Source organism: Streptococcus gingivalis, from assembly GCF_035544715.1.
GTDB classification, from domain to species: Bacteria; Bacillota; Bacilli; order Lactobacillales; family Streptococcaceae; genus Streptococcus; species Streptococcus gingivalis.
The window spans coordinates 662,926-681,335 of sequence record NZ_JAYKTO010000002.1 but is presented as its reverse complement, the minus strand read 5'-3'; the positions used below and the strand labels follow the sequence as shown (position 1 = coordinate 681,335).

The 18,410-nt window shown below is 43.2% G+C and carries 19 protein-coding genes; 7 read left to right on the top strand and 12 right to left on the bottom strand.

Annotated features, from left to right (window positions below; all coding sequences use genetic code 11):
* Positions 1-52: 52 nt before the first annotated feature.
* The 3 genes from SM122_RS09695 to SM122_RS09685 all read right to left on the bottom strand — a co-directional run bounded on the left by SM122_RS09695 (position 53) and on the right by SM122_RS09685 (position 3,688).
* Positions 53-463 carry a peptide deformylase gene (locus SM122_RS09695; RefSeq protein ID WP_024054812.1) on the bottom strand — a complete coding sequence of 137 codons (411 nt, stop codon included), beginning with the start codon at positions 461-463 and terminating at the stop codon, positions 53-55.
* Between the two features lie 247 nt (positions 464-710).
* The gene (scrK, locus tag SM122_RS09690; protein WP_003016958.1) at positions 711-1,610 is read right to left on the bottom strand and encodes a fructokinase ScrK; all 900 of its coding nucleotides are present in this window, start codon (positions 1,608-1,610) and stop codon (positions 711-713) included.
* 158 nt (positions 1,611-1,768) lie between these two features.
* Positions 1,769-3,688: a sucrose-specific PTS transporter subunit IIBC gene (locus SM122_RS09685; RefSeq protein ID WP_049488561.1), complete on the bottom strand. Its 1,920-nt coding sequence runs from the start codon at positions 3,686-3,688 to the stop codon at positions 1,769-1,771.
* Positions 3,689-4,065: 377 nt separating this feature from the next.
* Here SM122_RS09685 and SM122_RS09680 point away from each other — a divergent pair, with 377 nt between their 5' ends.
* Both SM122_RS09680 and SM122_RS09675 read left to right on the top strand, forming a co-directional pair.
* Positions 4,066-5,520: a sucrose-6-phosphate hydrolase gene (locus SM122_RS09680; RefSeq protein WP_049497749.1), complete on the top strand. Its 1,455-nt coding sequence runs from the start codon at positions 4,066-4,068 to the stop codon at positions 5,518-5,520.
* Positions 5,501-6,466, top strand: a complete 966-nt coding sequence (locus SM122_RS09675) for a LacI family DNA-binding transcriptional regulator (protein WP_024055083.1) — start codon at positions 5,501-5,503, stop codon at positions 6,464-6,466. The genes SM122_RS09680 and SM122_RS09675 overlap by 20 nt, the downstream gene beginning before the upstream one ends.
* A gap of 70 nt (positions 6,467-6,536) precedes the next feature.
* On the opposite strand, the gene nusB is transcribed toward SM122_RS09675, so the two are convergent.
* From nusB to uvrA, 5 genes are all read right to left on the bottom strand, one after another.
* On the bottom strand, positions 6,537-6,968 hold the full coding sequence (gene nusB, locus SM122_RS09670; RefSeq protein WP_003008602.1) for a transcription antitermination factor NusB: 432 nt from the start codon (positions 6,966-6,968) through the stop codon (positions 6,537-6,539).
* The gene (locus SM122_RS09665; protein ID WP_003005404.1) at positions 6,961-7,350 is read right to left on the bottom strand and encodes an Asp23/Gls24 family envelope stress response protein; all 390 of its coding nucleotides are present in this window, start codon (positions 7,348-7,350) and stop codon (positions 6,961-6,963) included. Before SM122_RS09665 ends, nusB begins: the two co-directional genes overlap by 8 nt.
* 36 nt (positions 7,351-7,386) lie before the next feature.
* Complete coding sequence (efp, locus tag SM122_RS09660) at positions 7,387-7,947, bottom strand: elongation factor P (RefSeq protein WP_003005479.1); 561 nt, start codon at positions 7,945-7,947, stop codon at positions 7,387-7,389.
* A gap of 290 nt (positions 7,948-8,237) precedes the next feature.
* Positions 8,238-9,305, bottom strand: a complete 1,068-nt coding sequence (locus SM122_RS09655; RefSeq protein ID WP_195326711.1) for a M24 family metallopeptidase — start codon at positions 9,303-9,305, stop codon at positions 8,238-8,240.
* The gene (uvrA, locus tag SM122_RS09650; protein WP_155170160.1) at positions 9,302-12,127 is read right to left on the bottom strand and encodes an excinuclease ABC subunit UvrA; all 2,826 of its coding nucleotides are present in this window, start codon (positions 12,125-12,127) and stop codon (positions 9,302-9,304) included. The genes SM122_RS09655 and uvrA overlap by 4 nt, the downstream gene beginning before the upstream one ends.
* 121 nt (positions 12,128-12,248) lie before the next feature.
* On the opposite strand from uvrA, the gene SM122_RS09645 reads away from it, so the two are divergent.
* On the top strand, positions 12,249-13,193 hold the full coding sequence (locus SM122_RS09645; RefSeq protein WP_031576884.1) for a magnesium transporter CorA family protein: 945 nt from the start codon (positions 12,249-12,251) through the stop codon (positions 13,191-13,193).
* A 28-nt stretch (positions 13,194-13,221) separates the two neighbouring features.
* Complete coding sequence (locus SM122_RS09640; protein ID WP_031576885.1) at positions 13,222-13,899, top strand: DUF1129 domain-containing protein; 678 nt, start codon at positions 13,222-13,224, stop codon at positions 13,897-13,899.
* 34 nt (positions 13,900-13,933) lie between these two features.
* Here the strand turns inward: SM122_RS09640 and SM122_RS09635 are convergent, their stop codons facing one another.
* From SM122_RS09635 to rpsF, 4 genes are all read right to left on the bottom strand, one after another.
* A complete protein-coding gene (locus SM122_RS09635) occupies positions 13,934-14,455 on the bottom strand; it encodes a GNAT family N-acetyltransferase (RefSeq protein ID WP_118095515.1) in 522 nt (173 codons plus the stop codon).
* Positions 14,456-14,634: 179 nt separating this feature from the next.
* Entirely contained in the window at positions 14,635-14,874 is a 240-nt protein-coding gene (gene rpsR, locus SM122_RS09630) for a 30S ribosomal protein S18 (RefSeq protein ID WP_000068664.1), read from the bottom strand.
* A gap of 41 nt (positions 14,875-14,915) precedes the next feature.
* Positions 14,916-15,413, bottom strand: a complete 498-nt coding sequence (locus SM122_RS09625; RefSeq protein ID WP_195326710.1) for a single-stranded DNA-binding protein — start codon at positions 15,411-15,413, stop codon at positions 14,916-14,918.
* Positions 15,414-15,433: 20 nt separating this feature from the next.
* Positions 15,434-15,724 carry a 30S ribosomal protein S6 gene (rpsF, locus tag SM122_RS09620; protein WP_003005040.1) on the bottom strand — a complete coding sequence of 97 codons (291 nt, stop codon included), beginning with the start codon at positions 15,722-15,724 and terminating at the stop codon, positions 15,434-15,436.
* Positions 15,725-16,026: 302 nt separating this feature from the next.
* Here rpsF and SM122_RS09615 point away from each other — a divergent pair, with 302 nt between their 5' ends.
* Genes SM122_RS09615 through SM122_RS09605 form a run of 3 tightly spaced genes read left to right on the top strand, consistent with a single transcriptional unit; the run spans position 16,027 to position 18,356 of the window.
* Positions 16,027-17,079 (top strand): bifunctional glycosyltransferase family 2/GtrA family protein, encoded by a 1,053-nt coding sequence (locus SM122_RS09615; protein WP_195326709.1) that lies wholly within the window; start codon positions 16,027-16,029, stop codon positions 17,077-17,079.
* The gene (locus tag SM122_RS09610; protein ID WP_031576920.1) at positions 17,066-17,968 is read left to right on the top strand and encodes a phosphodiester glycosidase family protein; all 903 of its coding nucleotides are present in this window, start codon (positions 17,066-17,068) and stop codon (positions 17,966-17,968) included. Before SM122_RS09615 ends, SM122_RS09610 begins: the two co-directional genes overlap by 14 nt.
* Positions 17,949-18,356, top strand: a complete 408-nt coding sequence (locus SM122_RS09605) for a hypothetical protein (protein ID WP_037585728.1) — start codon at positions 17,949-17,951, stop codon at positions 18,354-18,356. Before SM122_RS09610 ends, SM122_RS09605 begins: the two co-directional genes overlap by 20 nt.
* Positions 18,357-18,410: the final 54 nt, after the last annotated feature.

Here is an 18,410-nt window from a genome sequence, read left to right as displayed (position 1 = left end):
AAGTTTCCATAAGAACTAAAAAAAGGAGCCGAATCGACTCCATCCTTCATCTTTAGATAATAATGCCTTCTAGATGATCCATTTCATGCTGACAGATCTGGGCCGGAAAGCCTGACAAATGAATTGTTTTTGCTTTCCAATTCATATCTCGATAGGCCACTGAAATCTCCTCATAACGAGTGGTCGGCCGACTCCCCACCAAGGACAAGCATCCTTCCTCTGTTTGGTAAGGCTTTTTCTTTTCAAGGAGAACCGGATTAAACAGGACCAAATTTTCACTTCCCATTCGGATGATAATCGCTCGCTTTTTCACCCCGATCATATTGGCTGCTAAACCGACACACTCAAGGAGATGAGCATTTAAGGTGTCCTGCAAATCCAAAGCCAAGGTGCGATCCTCAGGTGTCGCTTCTTCTGACTTTTGACCCAAGAATAAGACATCTTTTACAATATTCTTTTTCATTCCTTCCTCACTTCTTGATAGATAGACGAAAGAAGAGAGTGGGACAGAAATCGGTAATTCGTTAGAATTGGATTTCATCGTCCCACCTCCGCACAGTTGAGTAGGGCTGTAAAAGCTGATGAAATCGGCGTAGTAGAGCCCACTCAACCACTGCGTCTTGCTCGACAATCCAAAAATAATTGAGAGGCTAGGACTTTTGTCCCAGCCTCCTCGCTCTTGTTTCTAACCTCTAAGAGACAATTGCTGCTTATTTTTTAAGCTTTTCGCTCACTTCTTTTGCAAGGACAAAGTTCCCCAAGGTCGCTGAACCATTGCCGGCAACTGCAGGTGTCACAATATAATCTCTCACATCAGGTACAGGGAGGTAACCGTTCAAGAGGGCAGTAAATTTCGTGCGAACACGATCTAACATATGTTGTTGAGCCATGACTCCTCCTCCAAAGACAATGACGTCTGGGCGGAAGGTAACTGTCGCATTCACCGCTGCTTGTGCGATGTAGTAGGCTTGAATATCCCATACATTGCTGTTGAGTTCAATGTTTTCCCCACGAATACCTGTACGAGCTTCCAGACTAGGACCAGCCGCAAAGCCTTCCAAACAGCCATTGTGGAAAGGACAAACACCCTTGAATTCTTTTTCTACATCCATTGGGTGTTGGGCCACATAGTAGTGCCCCATTTCTGGGTGTCCAGCTCCCCCGATAAACTCACCACGTTGGATGACACCAGCTCCGATTCCTGTTCCGATTGTATAGTAAACCAAGTTTTCGATATGACCACCCGCGTTATTGCGTGCGACCACTTCTCCATAGGCAGAACTATTCACATCTGTCGTGAAATAGATAGGTACATTCAAGGCACGTCGGAAAGCCCCAACGATATCTACATTGGCCCAATTTGGTTTTGGAGTCGTTGTGATGAAACCATAAGTGTTTGAATTTGGATCGATATCAATTGGTCCAAATGATCCAATCGCAAGCCCAACTAGATCCTCAAATTTTGAGAAAAATTCAATACACTTATCAATCGTCTCAATTGGCTTGGTTGTTGGAAATTGTACTTTTTCCACAACATTATAGTTTTCATCACCAACTGCACAAACAAATTTTGTACCGCCAGCTTCCAAACTTCCATATAATTTTGTCATGTTGGCTCCTTTTTTATTATGAAAAATATCCTGTATTTATTATAGCATATTTTGTAGTCAATCTTTTTCTCTTCTCTAAAGAAAAAACACACTTTTTTTGAGAAATAAAATTCAAGGACTGGAGATGATAGACCAGTCCTTGAGAACTTATTTTTCGATTAAGCTTTGACTTCGATGATCGCATCACCCTTCGCAACAGATCCAGTTGCAACAGGTGTGACAGAAGCAAAGTCAGCTGTGTTAGTGACGATCACCATAGTTGTGTCTTCAAGACCAGCTGCGGCAATTTTCGCTGCATCAAATGTACCAAGGACTTCACCAGCTTTGACTTTATCGCCTTGAGCTACTTTTTGATCAAATCCTTCACCATTCATTGATACTGTATCAATCCCAACGTGGATCAAGATTTCAGCACCATTAGCTGTTTTCAAACCGTAAGCATGTCCAGTCGCAAAAGCAATAGTTACTTCCGCATCTGCTGGTGCATAGACAACGCCTTCAGTTGGTTTGATAGCAATCCCTTGTCCCATCGCTCCACTTGAGAAGACAGGATCATTCACATCAGACAAAGCAACAGCTTGACCAACGATCGGAGAGATAATGGTTTCGTCTTGAAGAGATGCTGGAAGAGCTCCAGTTGTTTCTTCTTCAATAATAGCTTCTGCTTCTTTGTCCTCTGCAGGAACTGATGAAGCTTCATCTTCATAACCAAACATATAAGTCAAACCGAAACTTAGGGCAGTTGTAAATACAACCATAAATACATATTTCAATAATTGACCGTTTAGATAGAGAAGCGTTCCTGGAATAATTGTAATACCAAATCCTGTACCAGCAAGATTTAACATAGATGCAATCCAACCACCTACTGCACCTGCTCCCAAAGCAATAACGAATGGTTTCACATAACGCAAGTTTACACCAAAGATTGCAGGCTCAGTAATACCTAACAAGGCAGAGATAGTTGCAGGAAATGCTAGAGCTTTCACTTTTTGAGATTTAGATTTCACTGCCACTGCTAAAGTAGCTCCAGCTTGTGCAGTCATAGCCGCTGTAATAATTGCATTAAATGGATCTTTTTTATCTGCAGTAATTAATTGTGATTCAAGAAGATTAAAGATATGATGGACGCCGGTAACGACAATCAACTGATGAACGCCACCAATAAGAAGACCTGCAAGACCAAATGGTAAATTCAAAATAAACTTAGTTACATTTAGTACATATTCTTCGATACTGTGGAAGAATGGACCAATAATAAACAAAGCGAGGAATGACATGATTGTCAATGTGAATAATGGAACCAATAACAAATCTAAGACATCTGGAATTTTCTTATGGAGCCACTTTTCAAGTTTCGCACCAATTAGACCAACGAAGAAAGCGGGAAGAACTGAGTTCTGGAATCCAACCACATGATGGAAGATACCAAAGTATGTTGCTGCTTTAGAAGGATCTTCCGCTACAACCCACGCATTTGGAAGTGTCGGACTAACCATCATCAAACCAATTACAATCCCAAGAACAGGATTTCCTCCGAATACTCGGAATGCAGACCATGAAATCAAGGCTGGGAAGAAGGCAAACGCGGTATCAGTTAAAATTGTTGAATAGGTATAAAAATCAGTAGATTTAAATGCATCTGCTGTTGTGCCAAACAAAGCCAAAACCTGGTCTTGAGCAATGGCACCACGAATCCCCATAAACAATCCAGTCGCAACAATTGCTGGTAGAATTGGAACAAAAACGTCTCCAAAGGTACGGATCGCGCGTTGGAACCAGTTTCCTTGTTTAGCGGCTTCTGCTTTCATTTCATCTTTTGATGATGTTGGTAAGCCAAGAGCTACTACTTCATCATAGATCTTGTTTACAGTACCAGTACCAAAGATGATTTGGTATTGACCTGAGTTAAAGAAAGCACCTTGTACTTTTTCAATGTTCTCAACAACATCTTTGTTGATTTTTGATTCATCTTTTACCATCACGCGAAGACGAGTCGCACAGTGAGCAACACTGCTAACGTTCTCAACCCCACCGATTGCATCGATGACCTGCTTTGCAATTTCTGTATTTGACATTTTGCAAAAATCTCCTTATTTTTTGTAATGTAAACGGTTAAATCGTTTCTACGTTTTTAATTGTACCACGTATTGAAAATATGTCAAGCGTTTTGCAGGATTTTTTTGAAACTTTTTTGGACTTTTTGACACCTTTTGACAGTATGAAACTATTTTCATTTTAAAACAGGCCTGTACTACGCTTTTTAGCACTTTAAATCAGACTTTTATTTTCATTTTCTTTCATATTTTCATAAATTTTCAACTTCTCCTCTTTTCTTCAGGCTGCAAAATAGCTGTCAATCGTTTGACATTTTTTGCCATTTTTTTCATTTATTGCTTGCATTTTTAATAGGAAATCGTTACTATGGAAGTAAGAAAAAATTCGGAGGAATAAAATGGAATGGACAACTGAACGTCGTTACAGACGTTACGAAGACTGGACAACAGAGGAAAAGCAAGCCATCCAAGATCATATGGCCAAATCTCCTTGGCATACACACTATCATGTTGAGCCAAAAGCAGGTCTCTTAAATGATCCTAACGGTTTTTCCTACTTTGATGGAAAATGGATCTTGTTTTACCAAAATTTCCCATTTGGTGCCGCCCATGGGTTAAAATCATGGGTACAAACAGAAAGTGAAGACTTGGTTCATTTCAAAGAAACTGGGGTAACGCTTTTTCCAGACACTGAACTGGATAGCCATGGCGCTTATTCCGGATCAGCCATGCAGTTTGGTGACAAACTATTCTTATTCTACACCGGAAATGTTCGTGATGCAGAATGGGTTCGTCATCCTTACCAAGTCGGTGCTTTGATGGACAAGGACGGAAAGATTGAAAAAATTGACAAAATCTTGATTGATCAACCGGCTGACTCTACGGATCACTTCCGTGACCCACAGATTTTTAATTTCAAGGGTCAATTCTACGCTATCGTTGGCGGTCAAGACCTTGAGAAGAAAGGATTCATCCGTCTCTATAAGGCTGTAGATAACGACTATACCAACTGGGTTGCAGTCGGTGACTTGGATTTTGCAAATGACCGGACAGCTTATATGATGGAATGTCCCAACCTCGTCTTTGTTGGAGACCAACCCATTCTCCTCTACTGCCCTCAAGGCTTAGATAAATCAGTTCTCGATTATGACAATATCTATCCAAATATGTACAAGATCGGGGCAAGCTTTGACCCAGAAAAGGCCAAAATGGTGGATGTATCTGAATTGCATAATCTCGACTATGGTTTTGAAGCCTATGCAACTCAAGGATTCAATGCCCCCGATGGACGTGCCTATGCTGTCAGCTGGCTAGGTCTTCCTGATGTTTCTTATCCAACAGATTCCTATGACTATCAAGGAGCTCTCTCACTGGTCAAAGAATTAACCATCAAAGACGGAAAACTCTACCAATACCCAGTCGAAGCCATCAAGGACTTGCGCGCTGAGGGTGAGGCATTTGCCAACAAGGCACAAACCAAGAACTGCTATGAATTGGAATTGCAGTTTGAAAAAGATAGCCAAAACGAAATCGTCCTCTTTGCAGATGCAGAAGGAAAGGGCTTAGCTCTCTCATTCGATCTCTCTAAGGGATTAGTCACAGTCGATCGTAGCCAGGCAGGTGAGCAATATGCCCAAGAATTCGGTACGAGCCGTAGCTGCCCAATCGCTAACCAAGCCACAACCGCTAATATTTTCATTGACAATTCAATTTTTGAAATCTTTATCAATAAAGGAGAAAAAGTATTTTCTGGTCGGGTCTACCCACATGCGGATCAAAATGGAATCTTGATCAAGTCTGGAAACCCTACTGGAACTTACTACGAACTTGATTATGGTCGCAAAGCTAACTGATGTCGCCAAACTCGCCGGTGTCAGCCCTACTACTGTCTCACGGGTCATCAATAAAAAAGGATACCTGTCTGAAAAAACGATCCAAAAAGTCCAAGAAGCCATGCGAGAATTGGGCTATAAACCTAACAATGTTGCTCGTAGCCTCCAAGGAAAATCAGCCAAGTTAGTCGGCTTGATCTTTCCCAACATCAGCAATGTTTTCTATGCTGAATTAATCGACAAACTAGAACACCAACTCTTCAAACACGGCTATAAAACCATCATCTGCAATAGTGAACACGACTCCGAAAAAGAGCGCGAATATATTGAGATGTTGGAGGCTAACCAGGTAGATGGCATCATTTCAGGAAGTCATAATTTGGGCATTGAAGATTACAACCGGGTAACTGCTCCTATCATTGCTTTTGACCGCAACCTCTCCCCAGAAATTCCGGTTGTCTCTTCAGACAACTACGCTGGCGGGGTGCTTGCAGCAGAAACTTTAGTAAAAACCGGAGCCCGAAAGATTATCATGATCACAGGGAATGACAACTCCAACTCCCCAACAGGCTTGCGTCATGCGGGGTTTGCATCGGTTCTACCTGAGTCCATGATCATTAATGTTTCCAGTGATTTCTCCCCTATTCGCAAAGAAATGGAAATCAAACAGATTTTAACCCACCACAAACCAGATGCCATTTTCGCCTCCGATGATTTGACGGCGATCTTGATCATGAAAGTCGCTAGAGAATTAGATATTCAGATTCCCCAGGATTTGAAAGTGATTGGTTATGATGGAACCCAGTTCATTGAGACCTATACACCTGAACTGACAACCATCCAACAACCCCTCGAAGACATTGCTATCCTCATGGTGGATCTTTTACTCCAAAAGATCGAAGGAAAAAAAGTAGCGACTACCGGTTATTTCTTGCCCGTTAGTCTCCACTCTGGAAAAAGTGTCTAAAAGCAGTATCCCCTCAGTAGAAACTGTGGGGATATTTTTCACAAAAAAAGAGCCATCGGCTCTTTTTTAATTATTCTTCTGTCACAAATTGACTGAGGACACCGTTGACAAATCGTGAAGAGGTTTCATCTGAAAAGGCCTTGGCCAATTCCACCGCTTCATTGACTGCGACGATCTGTGGTGTATCAAACTCTGTCATTTCGTAAATTCCCAGACGAAGGATGTTTTTCTCTACCAAGGTCAAGCGCTCAACAGTCCAGCCGGTTTTCAAATGTTGACCGATTTGCTGGTCCAGTTGATCTTTGGATTGGTAGACACCCGTCACGAGATTCATGAGAAAGGCAGGAAGATCGACTTCTTTGTCTTCTGCTAGGTCCTTATCATGTAGATAAGCAAAACGACAAGCTTCAACAATGTCTCCATCGTATTCCAAGGCCATCAAGGCTTGGAAGGCGCGCTCACGCAAATCTCGACGTGATTCTAATAAAATTTCATCAGTCATTGAGGAAGTCCTCATTAAACAAATCTTTCAAGTCTGGTTTTGGAGATTTTTCCGTTGCGATACCAACAACGTGAATGTTGACAGCATCCAAGGTTACATCTGCCATATCATAAACTGCAGACTTGACCGCTTTTTGAATGGCTACAGCGACAGATGGTACAGCCACTCCATATTCTAAATAGAGATAGATGTCTACTGAAACTTGACCATCTTCTTCTGTATGAAGGTAGACGCCACGTCCAAGGGAGCGTTTGGATAAGCTATCTGAAACACTCTTGTTTTCAAGCGAATAGACACCCTCTACTTTTGCTGTCGCAATCGCAATAATTTTTTCTAATACACGTGGTGCAATAACGATGTCACCAAATTGTTCAGTTGCCATAGAAGTTCCTTTCTATTTGACACCCTGAGATGTCTCTTATGCACGAGAAACGTAAGTTCCTTCAGTAGTGTTAATGACCAATTTTTGTCCAGCTTCGATGAAGTCAGGAACGTTTACGACCAAACCAGTTTCCATTGTAGCAGGTTTACCAGAACCAGTCACTGTAGCACCTTTGATAGATGGTTGAGTTTCTGCAACAGTCAATTCAACAGTTGTAGGAACTGTTACACCGATGACTTCGCTTCCGTAGAATTGAATTTTTACTTCTGAGTTTTCAAGGATATAAAGCAATTCTTGTTCTACATTCACAACTGGAATTTCATATTGGTCATATGTTTCAGTGTTCATGAAGTAGGCTGTATCATCCATTTTGTACAAGTATTGAGCTGGAACAGTTTCGATAATCGCTTGTTCAAATTTTTCTTCTGGACGGTAGCTTGTATCAAATGTTGAACCAGTACGGACATCACGCAATTTCATACGCATGATAGTATTTCCTTTACCTGGTTTGTGGTGGCTAGCTTCCAAAACGCGGATCAATTTTCCGTCAGCTGTTTCAAAAGTCATACCAGCTTTCAATTTACTTGCTTCGATCATGTTTTATTACCTCTTTTTTAAAAATAGATTACTCTTTATTGTAACACACTATTTGATTTTTCTCAAACAGCAATTACCTCTTTTGGAGAAGAAAGGATTGCTATGGACCGCCCCTGATCCATCCACATCCAAATTACCCTTTGCTTCTTTCGTGTTTTGTTCTGTTAGTTCCTATACCAAAATGGATAGGGCTCCAAATAAGATGTCAGGGAGAAGAACTCCTCTACAATTCATTTCATAGTCTTCTCTTCACATCTCTGTCTAAACAGAAGTTAAGAGAAACGTATATTTTAAAGGACAATCAATTCTTTAGGAGCAAGAGTCAAGACTTCACAGCCAGTTTCTGTGATCAAGAGGTCATCTTCGATCCGCACACCAGAGAGACCTTCGATATAAATACCTGGCTCATCTGTTAAGACCATCCCTGCTTGAATCGCTTCTTTAGACGTTTGGCTGAAGTATGGTTCTTCGTGGATATCTAGCCCAATTCCATGACCGATTCCATGAGTAAAGTATTGACCATAGCCGGCCGCTTCGATCACATCACGTGGAATTTTATCAAAATCACGGAAGCCAAGTCCATCTTTAGCCGCATCAATCAAGGCTTGATTGGCTTTCAAAACGGTTTCGTAAATTTCTCTTTCCTTGTCGCTGACATGTCCTGCATAGATAGTCCGTGTCATATCGCTGACATAGTGGTCATACAAGCAACCAAAATCAAGGGTCAAGGCATCTCCTGCTGAAATCACCCGATCACTTGGAGTCGCGTGAGGCATGGCAGAGCGTTCACCAGCTGCCGAGATAATATCAAAAGATACACCAGAAGCTCCCAACTCCCGCATTCTAAAATCGAGGAAAGTTGCTGCTTCCAACTCTGTCGTTTTCCCTACCTTGATATAATCCAAAATATCACGGAAGGCTTGGTCAGAGATACTACAAGCTTTTTTAATGGCCGCAATCTCCGTTTCATCCTTAATCAAGCGCAATTCCATGACAAAATTCGCTAGGGATTGAAGGGTAATGCCACTGAAAACAGAAGCCATACGGGCATGGTAGGCTACCGTCACTTCGTCCTCAAAACCAAGTTCTTTGATTCCAAGGTTCTTAACGATCTCTGCAGCTGCAGTCAACTCATCGCGGGTTTCCACAATCTCTACAAAATGAAAACAAGTCGCATGGGCATGGATGGTGTAGCGCGAATCTGTAAAGAGTACCACACGTTCTTCTGTCACCAAAGCAGTTCCGTTTGAACCCCAGAAATTGGTCAAATAATAAACATTTTTCAAATTGTTAATCAATACTGCTTTGAGGTTTTGGGCTTTCATTTTGTTTCTTAAGTTGCTGATCCGTTGATTCATTGTAATTTTCCTTTCAAATATTGTCCTGTGTAGCTAGCAGGATTTGCTGCTACTTCTTCTGGTGTTCCGGTCGCAATAATGGTTCCACCACCGACACCACCTTCTGGTCCTAAATCGATGATATGGTCTGCTGTCTTAATAACATCTAAATTGTGCTCAATCACAAGTACTGTATTGCCATCATCCACAAAACGCTCTAAGACTTTGATCAAGCGAGAAATGTCTTCGGTATGGAGTCCGGTCGTTGGTTCATCCAAGATATAGAAGGATTTTCCTGTAGAGCGCTTGTGCAATTCAGAAGCCAACTTCATTCGCTGCGCTTCCCCACCTGAAAGGGTGGTCGCTGGTTGCCCCAGCGTTACATAGCCCAAGCCCACATCTTGGATGGTCTTGAGTTTGCGTTCAATTTTTGGAATGTGCTTGAAGAATTCAACCGCCTTATTGACCGTCATATCCAGCACTTCTGCAATATTTTTTTCCTTGTAGTGGACTTCGAGGGTCTCACTATTGTAACGACGTCCATGGCAGACCTCACAAGGAACAAAGACATCCGGCAAGAAGTGCATTTCAATCTTGATGATCCCATCTCCTGAGCAGGCTTCACAACGCCCGCCCTTGACATTGAAACTAAAGCGGCCTTTTTTATAGCCCCGAATTTTGGCTTCATTGGTCTGAGCAAAGAGATCGCGAATGTCATCGAAGACGCCTGTATAGGTCGCTGGATTGGAACGAGGAGTCCGGCCAATCGGGCTTTGGTCAATGTCGATCAAGCGATCGATATGCTCAATCCCCTGAATCGTCTTGTATTTCCCTGGTTTTTCCGAATTGCGGTTGAGCTTTTGAGCGATGGCTTTTTTCAAGATGCCATTGATCAATGTCGATTTTCCAGAACCGGAAACTCCAGTGACTGCGATAAATTTGCCCAGAGGAAAGCGCGCTGTGATGTCTTGTAAGTTATTCTCACTGGCTCCTGTTATTTCAATATAGTGGCCATTCCCTGAACGGCGTTCCGTTGGAACCGGAATCTTGCGCTTGCCGGACAAGTACTGACCTGTGATGGATTTGCTGTTGCGAGCCACCTGCTTTGGAGTTCCTGCTGCAACGATCTCTCCCCCAAAGACACCGGCACCTGGGCCGACGTCGATCAGGTAGTCTGCCTCTCTCATGGTATCTTCATCATGTTCGACGACGATCAAGGTGTTGCCTAAATCACGCATCTTCTTGAGACTGGCAATCAGGCGGTCATTGTCCCTTTGATGGAGGCCAATAGACGGCTCATCCAAGATATAAAGGACACCAGAGAGGTTGGAACCGATCTGGGTTGCCAAACGAATACGCTGGCTTTCTCCACCTGATAAGGTCCCAGCCGATCGTGACAGGGTCAAGTAATTGAGCCCCACATTGTTTAAGAAGGTCAAGCGATCCTTAATCTCTTTTAGGATCGGTCTTGCAATCGTAGCTTCATTGTCCGTTAAGACCAGTTGGTCCACGGCTTTTAAGTGGTCCGCAATCGATAGATCTGACACTTCCCCGATATGCATCCCCTTCTCCCCACCAACACGAACAGAAAGTGCTTGGTCATTGAGACGGTAGCCATGGCAGGTTGCACAGGTCAATTCGTTCATATAAGAGCGCATTTGGTTGCGGGTGAAATCACTATTGGTCTCACGAAAACGACGGTGAATGTTATTTACGACCCCTTCAAAAGGAATTTCGATATCCCGAACCCCACCAAACTCATTTTCATAGTGGAAGTGGAATTCCTTGCCATTTGACCCATAGAGGACCAAGTCCTTTTCTTCTTGAGAAAGATCGGAAAAAGGTCGGTCCATATCAATACCAAAATGGATCATGGCCTGCTCCAACATCTGAGGATAGTAGTTAGAAGAGATCGGATTCCAAGGAGCAAGTGCTCCTTCACGAAGGCTTAAGCGATCATCTGGCACCACCAAATCCAAGTCCACCTCTAGCTTAATACCCAGCCCATCACAGTCTGGACAAGATCCAAAAGGCGCATTGAAAGAAAAGAGACGGGGCTCTAATTCAGGAACGGTAAAGCCACAGACTGGACAAGCATAATGCTCCGAAAAGAGCAGTTCCTTTCCATCCATGGTATCAATCACCACATAACCGTCCGCTATCCGAAGGGCTGCCTCAATCGAATCAAAGAGACGCGAGCGGATGCCCTCTTTGATCACGATTCGGTCCACCACCACTTCAATCGTGTGCTGTTTGCTTTTAGACAGTTCTGGAACCTCTGTCACATCATAGATCTCACCGTCAACTCGAACCCGAACATAGCCGTCTTTTTGGACTTTTTCAATTATATTCTTGTGCTGGCCTTTTTTCTTGCGGATAATGGGAGCTAGAATTTGCAGGCGTTGGCGCTCTGGTAATTCCAAGACTTGATCGACAATTTGCTCAACCGAAGAAGCGGTAATAGCCCCATGTCCATTGATACAATAAGGCGTCCCTACACGCGCATAGAGCAGGCGCAGGTAGTCATTGATCTCTGTTGCCGTCCCCACTGTAGAACGTGGGTTTTTACTGGTCGTTTTTTGGTCGATGGAAATGGCTGGACTCAAGCCGTCAATAGAGTCGACATCTGGTTTTTCCATATTTCCCAAGAATTGCCGAGCATAGGCCGATAAGCTCTCCACATAGCGGCGCTGACCTTCTGCATAGAGAGTATCAAAGGCCAGACTGGACTTTCCAGAACCAGACAAACCCGTCACCACGACTAATTTGTCCCGTGGAATTTCCACGTCTATATTTTTTAAATTATGGGCGCGTGCCCCATGAATGACAATTTTATCTTGCATATTCTTACTCTAATCACCTTTTTGTTAACCTCCATTATAACAAATTTTTTAGTATTCTTTTATCCAAAACCGTCCTTTTTCTGATATAATGTTAAGGTGTAAAAAAACAAGGGGAGGCACCATGAAACAGGTCTTTTTATCGACAACGACTGAATTTAAAGAAATAGAGACGCTGGAACCCGGTAGCTGGATCAACCTTGTGAACCCTTCCCAAAGTGAATCGATGGAAATCGCCTCTGCTTTTAATATCGATATTGCAGACTTACGGGCACCACTCGATGCGGAAGAAATGTCCCGTATGACCATCGAAGATGAGTATACCTTGATCATCGTCGACGTTCCCATCAAGGAAGAGCGGAACAATCAGACCTACTACGTGACGATTCCTCTAGGGATTATCCTAACAGAAGAGGCTATTATCACGACTTGCTTGGAGAAATTGCCGCTTCTAGATATCTTTATCAACCGACGCTTGCGGAATTTCTATACCTTTATGCGGTCACGCTTTATCTTTCAGATCCTCTACCGTAACGCCGAACTCTACTTGTCAGCGCTTCGTACCTTGGATCGCAAAAGCGAGCAGATTGAAAGTCAATTGCACAAATCAACGCGTAATGAAGAGCTGATTGAGTTGATGGAGTTGGAAAAAACCATCGTCTACTTTAAGGCCTCTCTGAAAACCAATGAGCGCGTGATCAAGAAATTGACCAGTGCCACTAGCAACATCAAGAAATACCTAGAAGACGAGGATCTGTTGGAAGATACCTTGATCGAAACCCAGCAGGCCATCGAGATGGCAGATATTTATGGAAATATCCTGCACTCCATGACCGATACCTTCGCATCGATCATCTCCAACAACCAGAATAACATCATGAAGACCTTGGCCATGGTGACCATCGTCATGTCCATCCCAACCATGATTTTCTCTGCCTATGGGATGAACTTCAAAGACAATGAATTACCGCTCAATGGAGAACCAAACGCCTTCTGGCTCATCATTTTCATCGCTTTTGCCCTGACCGGGTCTCTCGTCGTCTACCTCATCCATAAAAAATGGTTCTAACACCTACTAATAACACTAAGGAGTATTTATGTCTCAATTTGATTTGAATCAACTCAGCAAGAAAAACCAAGAATTTATCCGCATCGCCAAACACCAATTGCTTGAAAACGGGAAATCAGAGGAAGAAGCAGAAAGCCTCATCCAAGAAATCCTTCCAGCTATCCATGAAAACCAAGGAAAAGGGATTCCGGCACGGACTCTTTTTGGAGCTCCAACTGTTTGGGCGAATTCTTTCAGCGAGAAAGAACGCTATGAAAAAGAGCATCCGAAATTAAACGATGCTCCCTCTCTCATGATTTTGGATTCCTTCCTCTTTATCTTTGGTGTTTTTGCTGCGATTAGCGCCTTTATGAACTTGGTTGCACCGCGTCGTACTGGCTATGGTTTGATCACCTTGATCCTTGGAAGTTTGACAGGGGCTTTGCTCTTATATCTCATGTACTACTTCTTCTATCAGTATATGGATGGCACCAAAGATCGCAGCGAGCGTCCTTCTCTTTGGAAATCCATGCCGATTCTTGTTGGAGTCATGTTCCTTTGGGTCATTGTCTTGTCCTTTACTTCCTTACTCCCACAGGTTCTCAACCCAACTATTCCAGATGTCTTCGCCATCGTTTTAGGAGCTTTAGCACTTGTCCTTCGCTTCTACCTCAAGAAACGCTTTAATATTAAAAGTTCGAGCACAGCACCCGCAACTCGACGCTAAAAAGAAACGGATGAAGTTTTCATCCGTTTTTGTTTTACTGTATTTCCCTGTTCAACCTTTTTGAAAAATAGAGGACTAAGTCATCATTGTTTTCACAAGAACTGTAAGGGGCCAAGGGCTGATCCCTAAACCAAACTCCAGATCCATCTGGGATATAGCCCCGTTTGACATACAGTCTTTGAGCTGGGCCATAACCCGAGTGTAAACCAACCCCTAAAGTAACAATCTCTGATAGTAGCCGGACTCTTTTTTCTGCCTCCTCTAAGAGTTGATTCCCAATCCCTCGATTTCTAAATGGTTCAAAAACATTAAAATCAGATAGTTCAGGATAGACTCCCACGAAAGGGCCGTGCTTGGCAGCAGGCAATATAGTGATATAGCCTGCCACAAATCCATCCGACTCAGCTACTAATACGTCCCTCTCTCTATTCTCATGCTCCTGCAAATAGCTAGTCAAGATATCCTCTCTACCCGGCCACCCTTGGTGGATAAAAGCTTGAGATATGTGCTCAATATCTGCCTTTATCATCCTCCTGATGATTACACCTTCCTTCATAGTTCCCTCCTTGATACCTTTCTCCCCTCATTATAGCATAATCAGAGCTTGGGAAAGGTCAAAGAGCTTCACACGGACCTAACACACTATCACATTTCTATGCTCGCAAAAAAAGATCCAAAGGGTCTGAAAAAGAGGTCCACCGGACCTGAAAAAAAAGACCCGTTAGGGTCTTTTTTTTAATCTTCGTTTACGAAAGGCATCAAAGCCATTACGCGAGCGCGTTTGATAGCTGTTGTTACTTTACGTTGGTTCTTCGCTGAAGTTCCAGTTACACGACGAGGAAGGATTTTCCCACGTTCTGAAACGAAACGGCTAAGAAGCTCAGTATCTTTGTAATCGACATATTCGATTTTGTTTGCTGCGATGTAATCAACTTTTTTACGGCGTTTGAATCCGCCACGACGTTGTTGAGCCATGTTTAATTCTCCTTTATAGTTTTAATTCGTTAAACCCATTCTTAGAATGGAAGATCGTCGTCTGAGATGTCCATTGGATTGGCACCAAATGGATTTTCTTCACGACCAAAGTTTGGCGCTGCATTGCTTGGTTCAGATCCACCAAAGCTTGGGCCTGCATTTCCAGCAAAACCACCATTACCTGATGAATAGCCACCAGCCGCATGCCCTTCGCGTGCTGCACGGCTTTCCAATAGTTGGAAGCTGTCTGCTACGACTTCAGTGACATAAACACGTTGACCTTGCTGGTTTTCGTAATTACGTGTTTGAATGCGACCGGTAATCCCAATCAAAGCACCTTTCTTAGCCCAGTTGGCTAAGTTTTCTGCTTGCTGACGCCAGATCACACAGTTGATGAAATCGGCTTCGCGCTCTCCATTCTGACTCTTGAAGTTGCGGTTGACAGCTAGGCTGAAAGTAGCAACTGCTTGATTGCTTGGAGTGTAACGAAGTTCAGCATCACGGGTCATACGACCGACAAGTACAACATTGTTAATCATAAGTCACCTCTGATGATTTCTTACGCGTCAACTTTTACGATCATGTGACGAAGAATGTCACCGTTGATTTTTGAAAGACGGTCGAACTCGTTAAGAGCTACAGCGTCGTTCGCTTCAACGTTTACGATGTGGTAAAGTCCTTCACGGAAATCTTGGATTTCGTATGCAAGACGACGTTTTTCCCAATCTTTTGATTCAACAACAGTTGCACCGTTGTCAGTCAAGATAGAATCGAAACGTGCTACCAAAGCATTTTTAGCTTCTTCTTCAATGTTTGGACGAATAATATAAAGAATTTCGTATTTAGCCATTGATAATGTTCCTCCTTTTGGACTAATGACCCCAAGTCTTTGCAAGGGGTAAGTGAGGTTTACTCACAAGAAACTATTATACCAGACTTTTCGAACAAAGGCAAGGATTATCTTTAGGATTTGAAACATCATTTTTTACATACCCTACGATATTAAAGGAAAACTTCCCCTTTAAAATGGAAATTATAGAAGGAAAGAGACTCCTTTCCTGTCCCTTTTCCTTAAAGAAAACTGATATCAGTTAGCTTTAAGCTTGAGTCTTTATACTAGCTACAACAAATCTCAAGAAACGAGGAACGATTATGAATTATCTTATCATCCCCGCCTATCAACCGGATCTGAATCTTGTCAAACTGGTTCGCCTGGTCCACGCTAAGAGCGATCTCAACATCATCGTGGTCGACGATGGGAGTGACGCTGACAAGAAAGTGATTTTTGACAAATTGGACGGTCTTGCGACAGTTCTGACTCATGAGCACAATCAAGGAAAAGGGCAAGCACTCAAGACTGCTTATGCCTACATCCTAGAAAGAGGCACCTATGGAAGCATTGTTACAGCTGATGCAGACGGTCAGCACAAAATTTGGGATATTTTCAGGGTTGTTAACCAATCTCAAGAGCATGCTGGAACACTTATTCTAGGAGCCCGCGCCTTCTCTGGAAAAGTTCCTTTGCGTTCCGCCTTCGGAAATAAATTGACCCGCTTCTTATTTAAGCAACAAACCGGAGTGGCGGTCAGCGATACCCAAACGGGCCTACGGGCTTTCACTACGAATCTCTTGCCTTTCATGCTTGAGGTTGACGGACAGCGCTATGAATATGAAATGAATGTACTCCTCGCAGCAAGCAAATCCTTCCCCATCGTGGAAGTTCCCATCGAGACGGCCTACATCAATGACAACGAAGGCTCCCATTTCCGACCTATTCGAGATGGCCTCATGATCTACAAGGACATGTTCAAATTTGCCCTCTCCTCTCTGAGTAGTTTTATCGTTGACTATCTGGTCTACGCCTTCTTCCTTTTCGTGATGATGGCCGTGCCCATTAGTCTACGTATTCTCCTAGCCAATGGGATCGCTCGTGTAACGAGTTCCATCTTTAACTACTCGACCAATAAGCACCTAGTCTTTAAGAACAAAGACAGCGTCGCTAAAACTGGAAGTGGCTACTTTGGCCTAGCCCTCGGCCTCTTTATTCTCGATACGCTCTTGATTCGACTCTTCTATACTGCTTTCGGGCTCAATCTCCTGATCAGTAAGATTGTCGTTGGCTTCCTCCTCTTTCTGGTCTCATGGGTGATCCAGAAAAAAGTGATCTTCAAAGAAAGGACTGCTCCCCACCATGAAATTCTTTAAAAAATCCTACACCTATGCTGCCTGCTTTGGCCTTCTTTTGACCAGCAGTTTTAGCTACTCGATGCTCAAGACCTTTGTCTTATCCGATGCCATCCAAACCGTAAAAGCTACGACTACGGATACTAAAGCAGCAAAAAAAGCAGCTGCATCGGCAACAACGACCGATACCAGCTATTCAGATGACAATATCCAGGTGACTTTAACAGAAAAAACGGTTGAAAATACCCAGGTTTACATTGCAGATATCACAGTCAGCTCATCTGACTACCTCAAAACAGCCTTTGCACAAAACACATACGGAACCAACGTGACAGCTAAGACCTCTGTCACAGCTGCCAACAACAGTGCCATTCTGGCAGTGAATGGTGACTATTACGGGGCTAACAGTACAGGATACGTCATCCGAAATGGAGTGGTCTACCGCGATACCGTTCGGGAAGATTCAAGCAATGGTGACCTAGCCATTTACAAGGATGGATCCTTCAAAATTATCTACGAAGATGAGATCTCTGCAGATCAATTGGTCAAGGACGGGGTCGTCAATCTCCTCGCTTTCGGTCCTTCCTTAGTTGAAAATGGAGAAATTACCGTCGATACCAACTCAGAAGTTGGACAATCCATGGCATCCAACCCACGTACAGCGATTGGGATCATCGATGAAAACCACTACATTATCGTCGTGTCAGATGGACGGACTTCAGAAAGTGAAGGACTGTCTCTCTACCAATTAGCGGAAGTGATGAAGTCTTATGGCGTTAAAACAGCCTACAACTTGGATGGTGGTGGATCTTCTACCCTTTATTTCAATGGCCAAGTTATTAACAAACCAACTACAAATGGTACTATTTCAGAAAGGGCGGTGAGCGACATTGTCTACATCGGTTACTAATCCTATCAAACAACGATTGAAAAAAACGATTCTCTGGTATCCTCTTATTTCAGCTTTCTTCTTCGTTGGAAGTCGCATCTATGAACACTTTAGTTTTGGCGAAACCTCTGCCTTCATGCACTACCTCTTCTTTATTCCTTTGATCGGTGGCACCCTACTAGTGCTTCTACAGTTGATGGTGAAAGGCTTCTCTCGCCTGAGTCTCAATCTTTGGAATTCTGGAGTGGCTACGCTCACAGCCGGAGCCCTCTACCGAGGGATTGTTAACCTCTCTGGTCGATCTACTACAATGGATCAACCCTATTATTACCTTGGAGTTGCCTTTCTAGCACTAGCTCTGATCAGCCTCTTCTTTGTCCGCAGTGTCTGGGTGGAAAAAACAGCCTAAGACATGAAAAACGTCCGTTTCTTAAAAAAACGGACGTTTTTTAGGGTAAGTTAA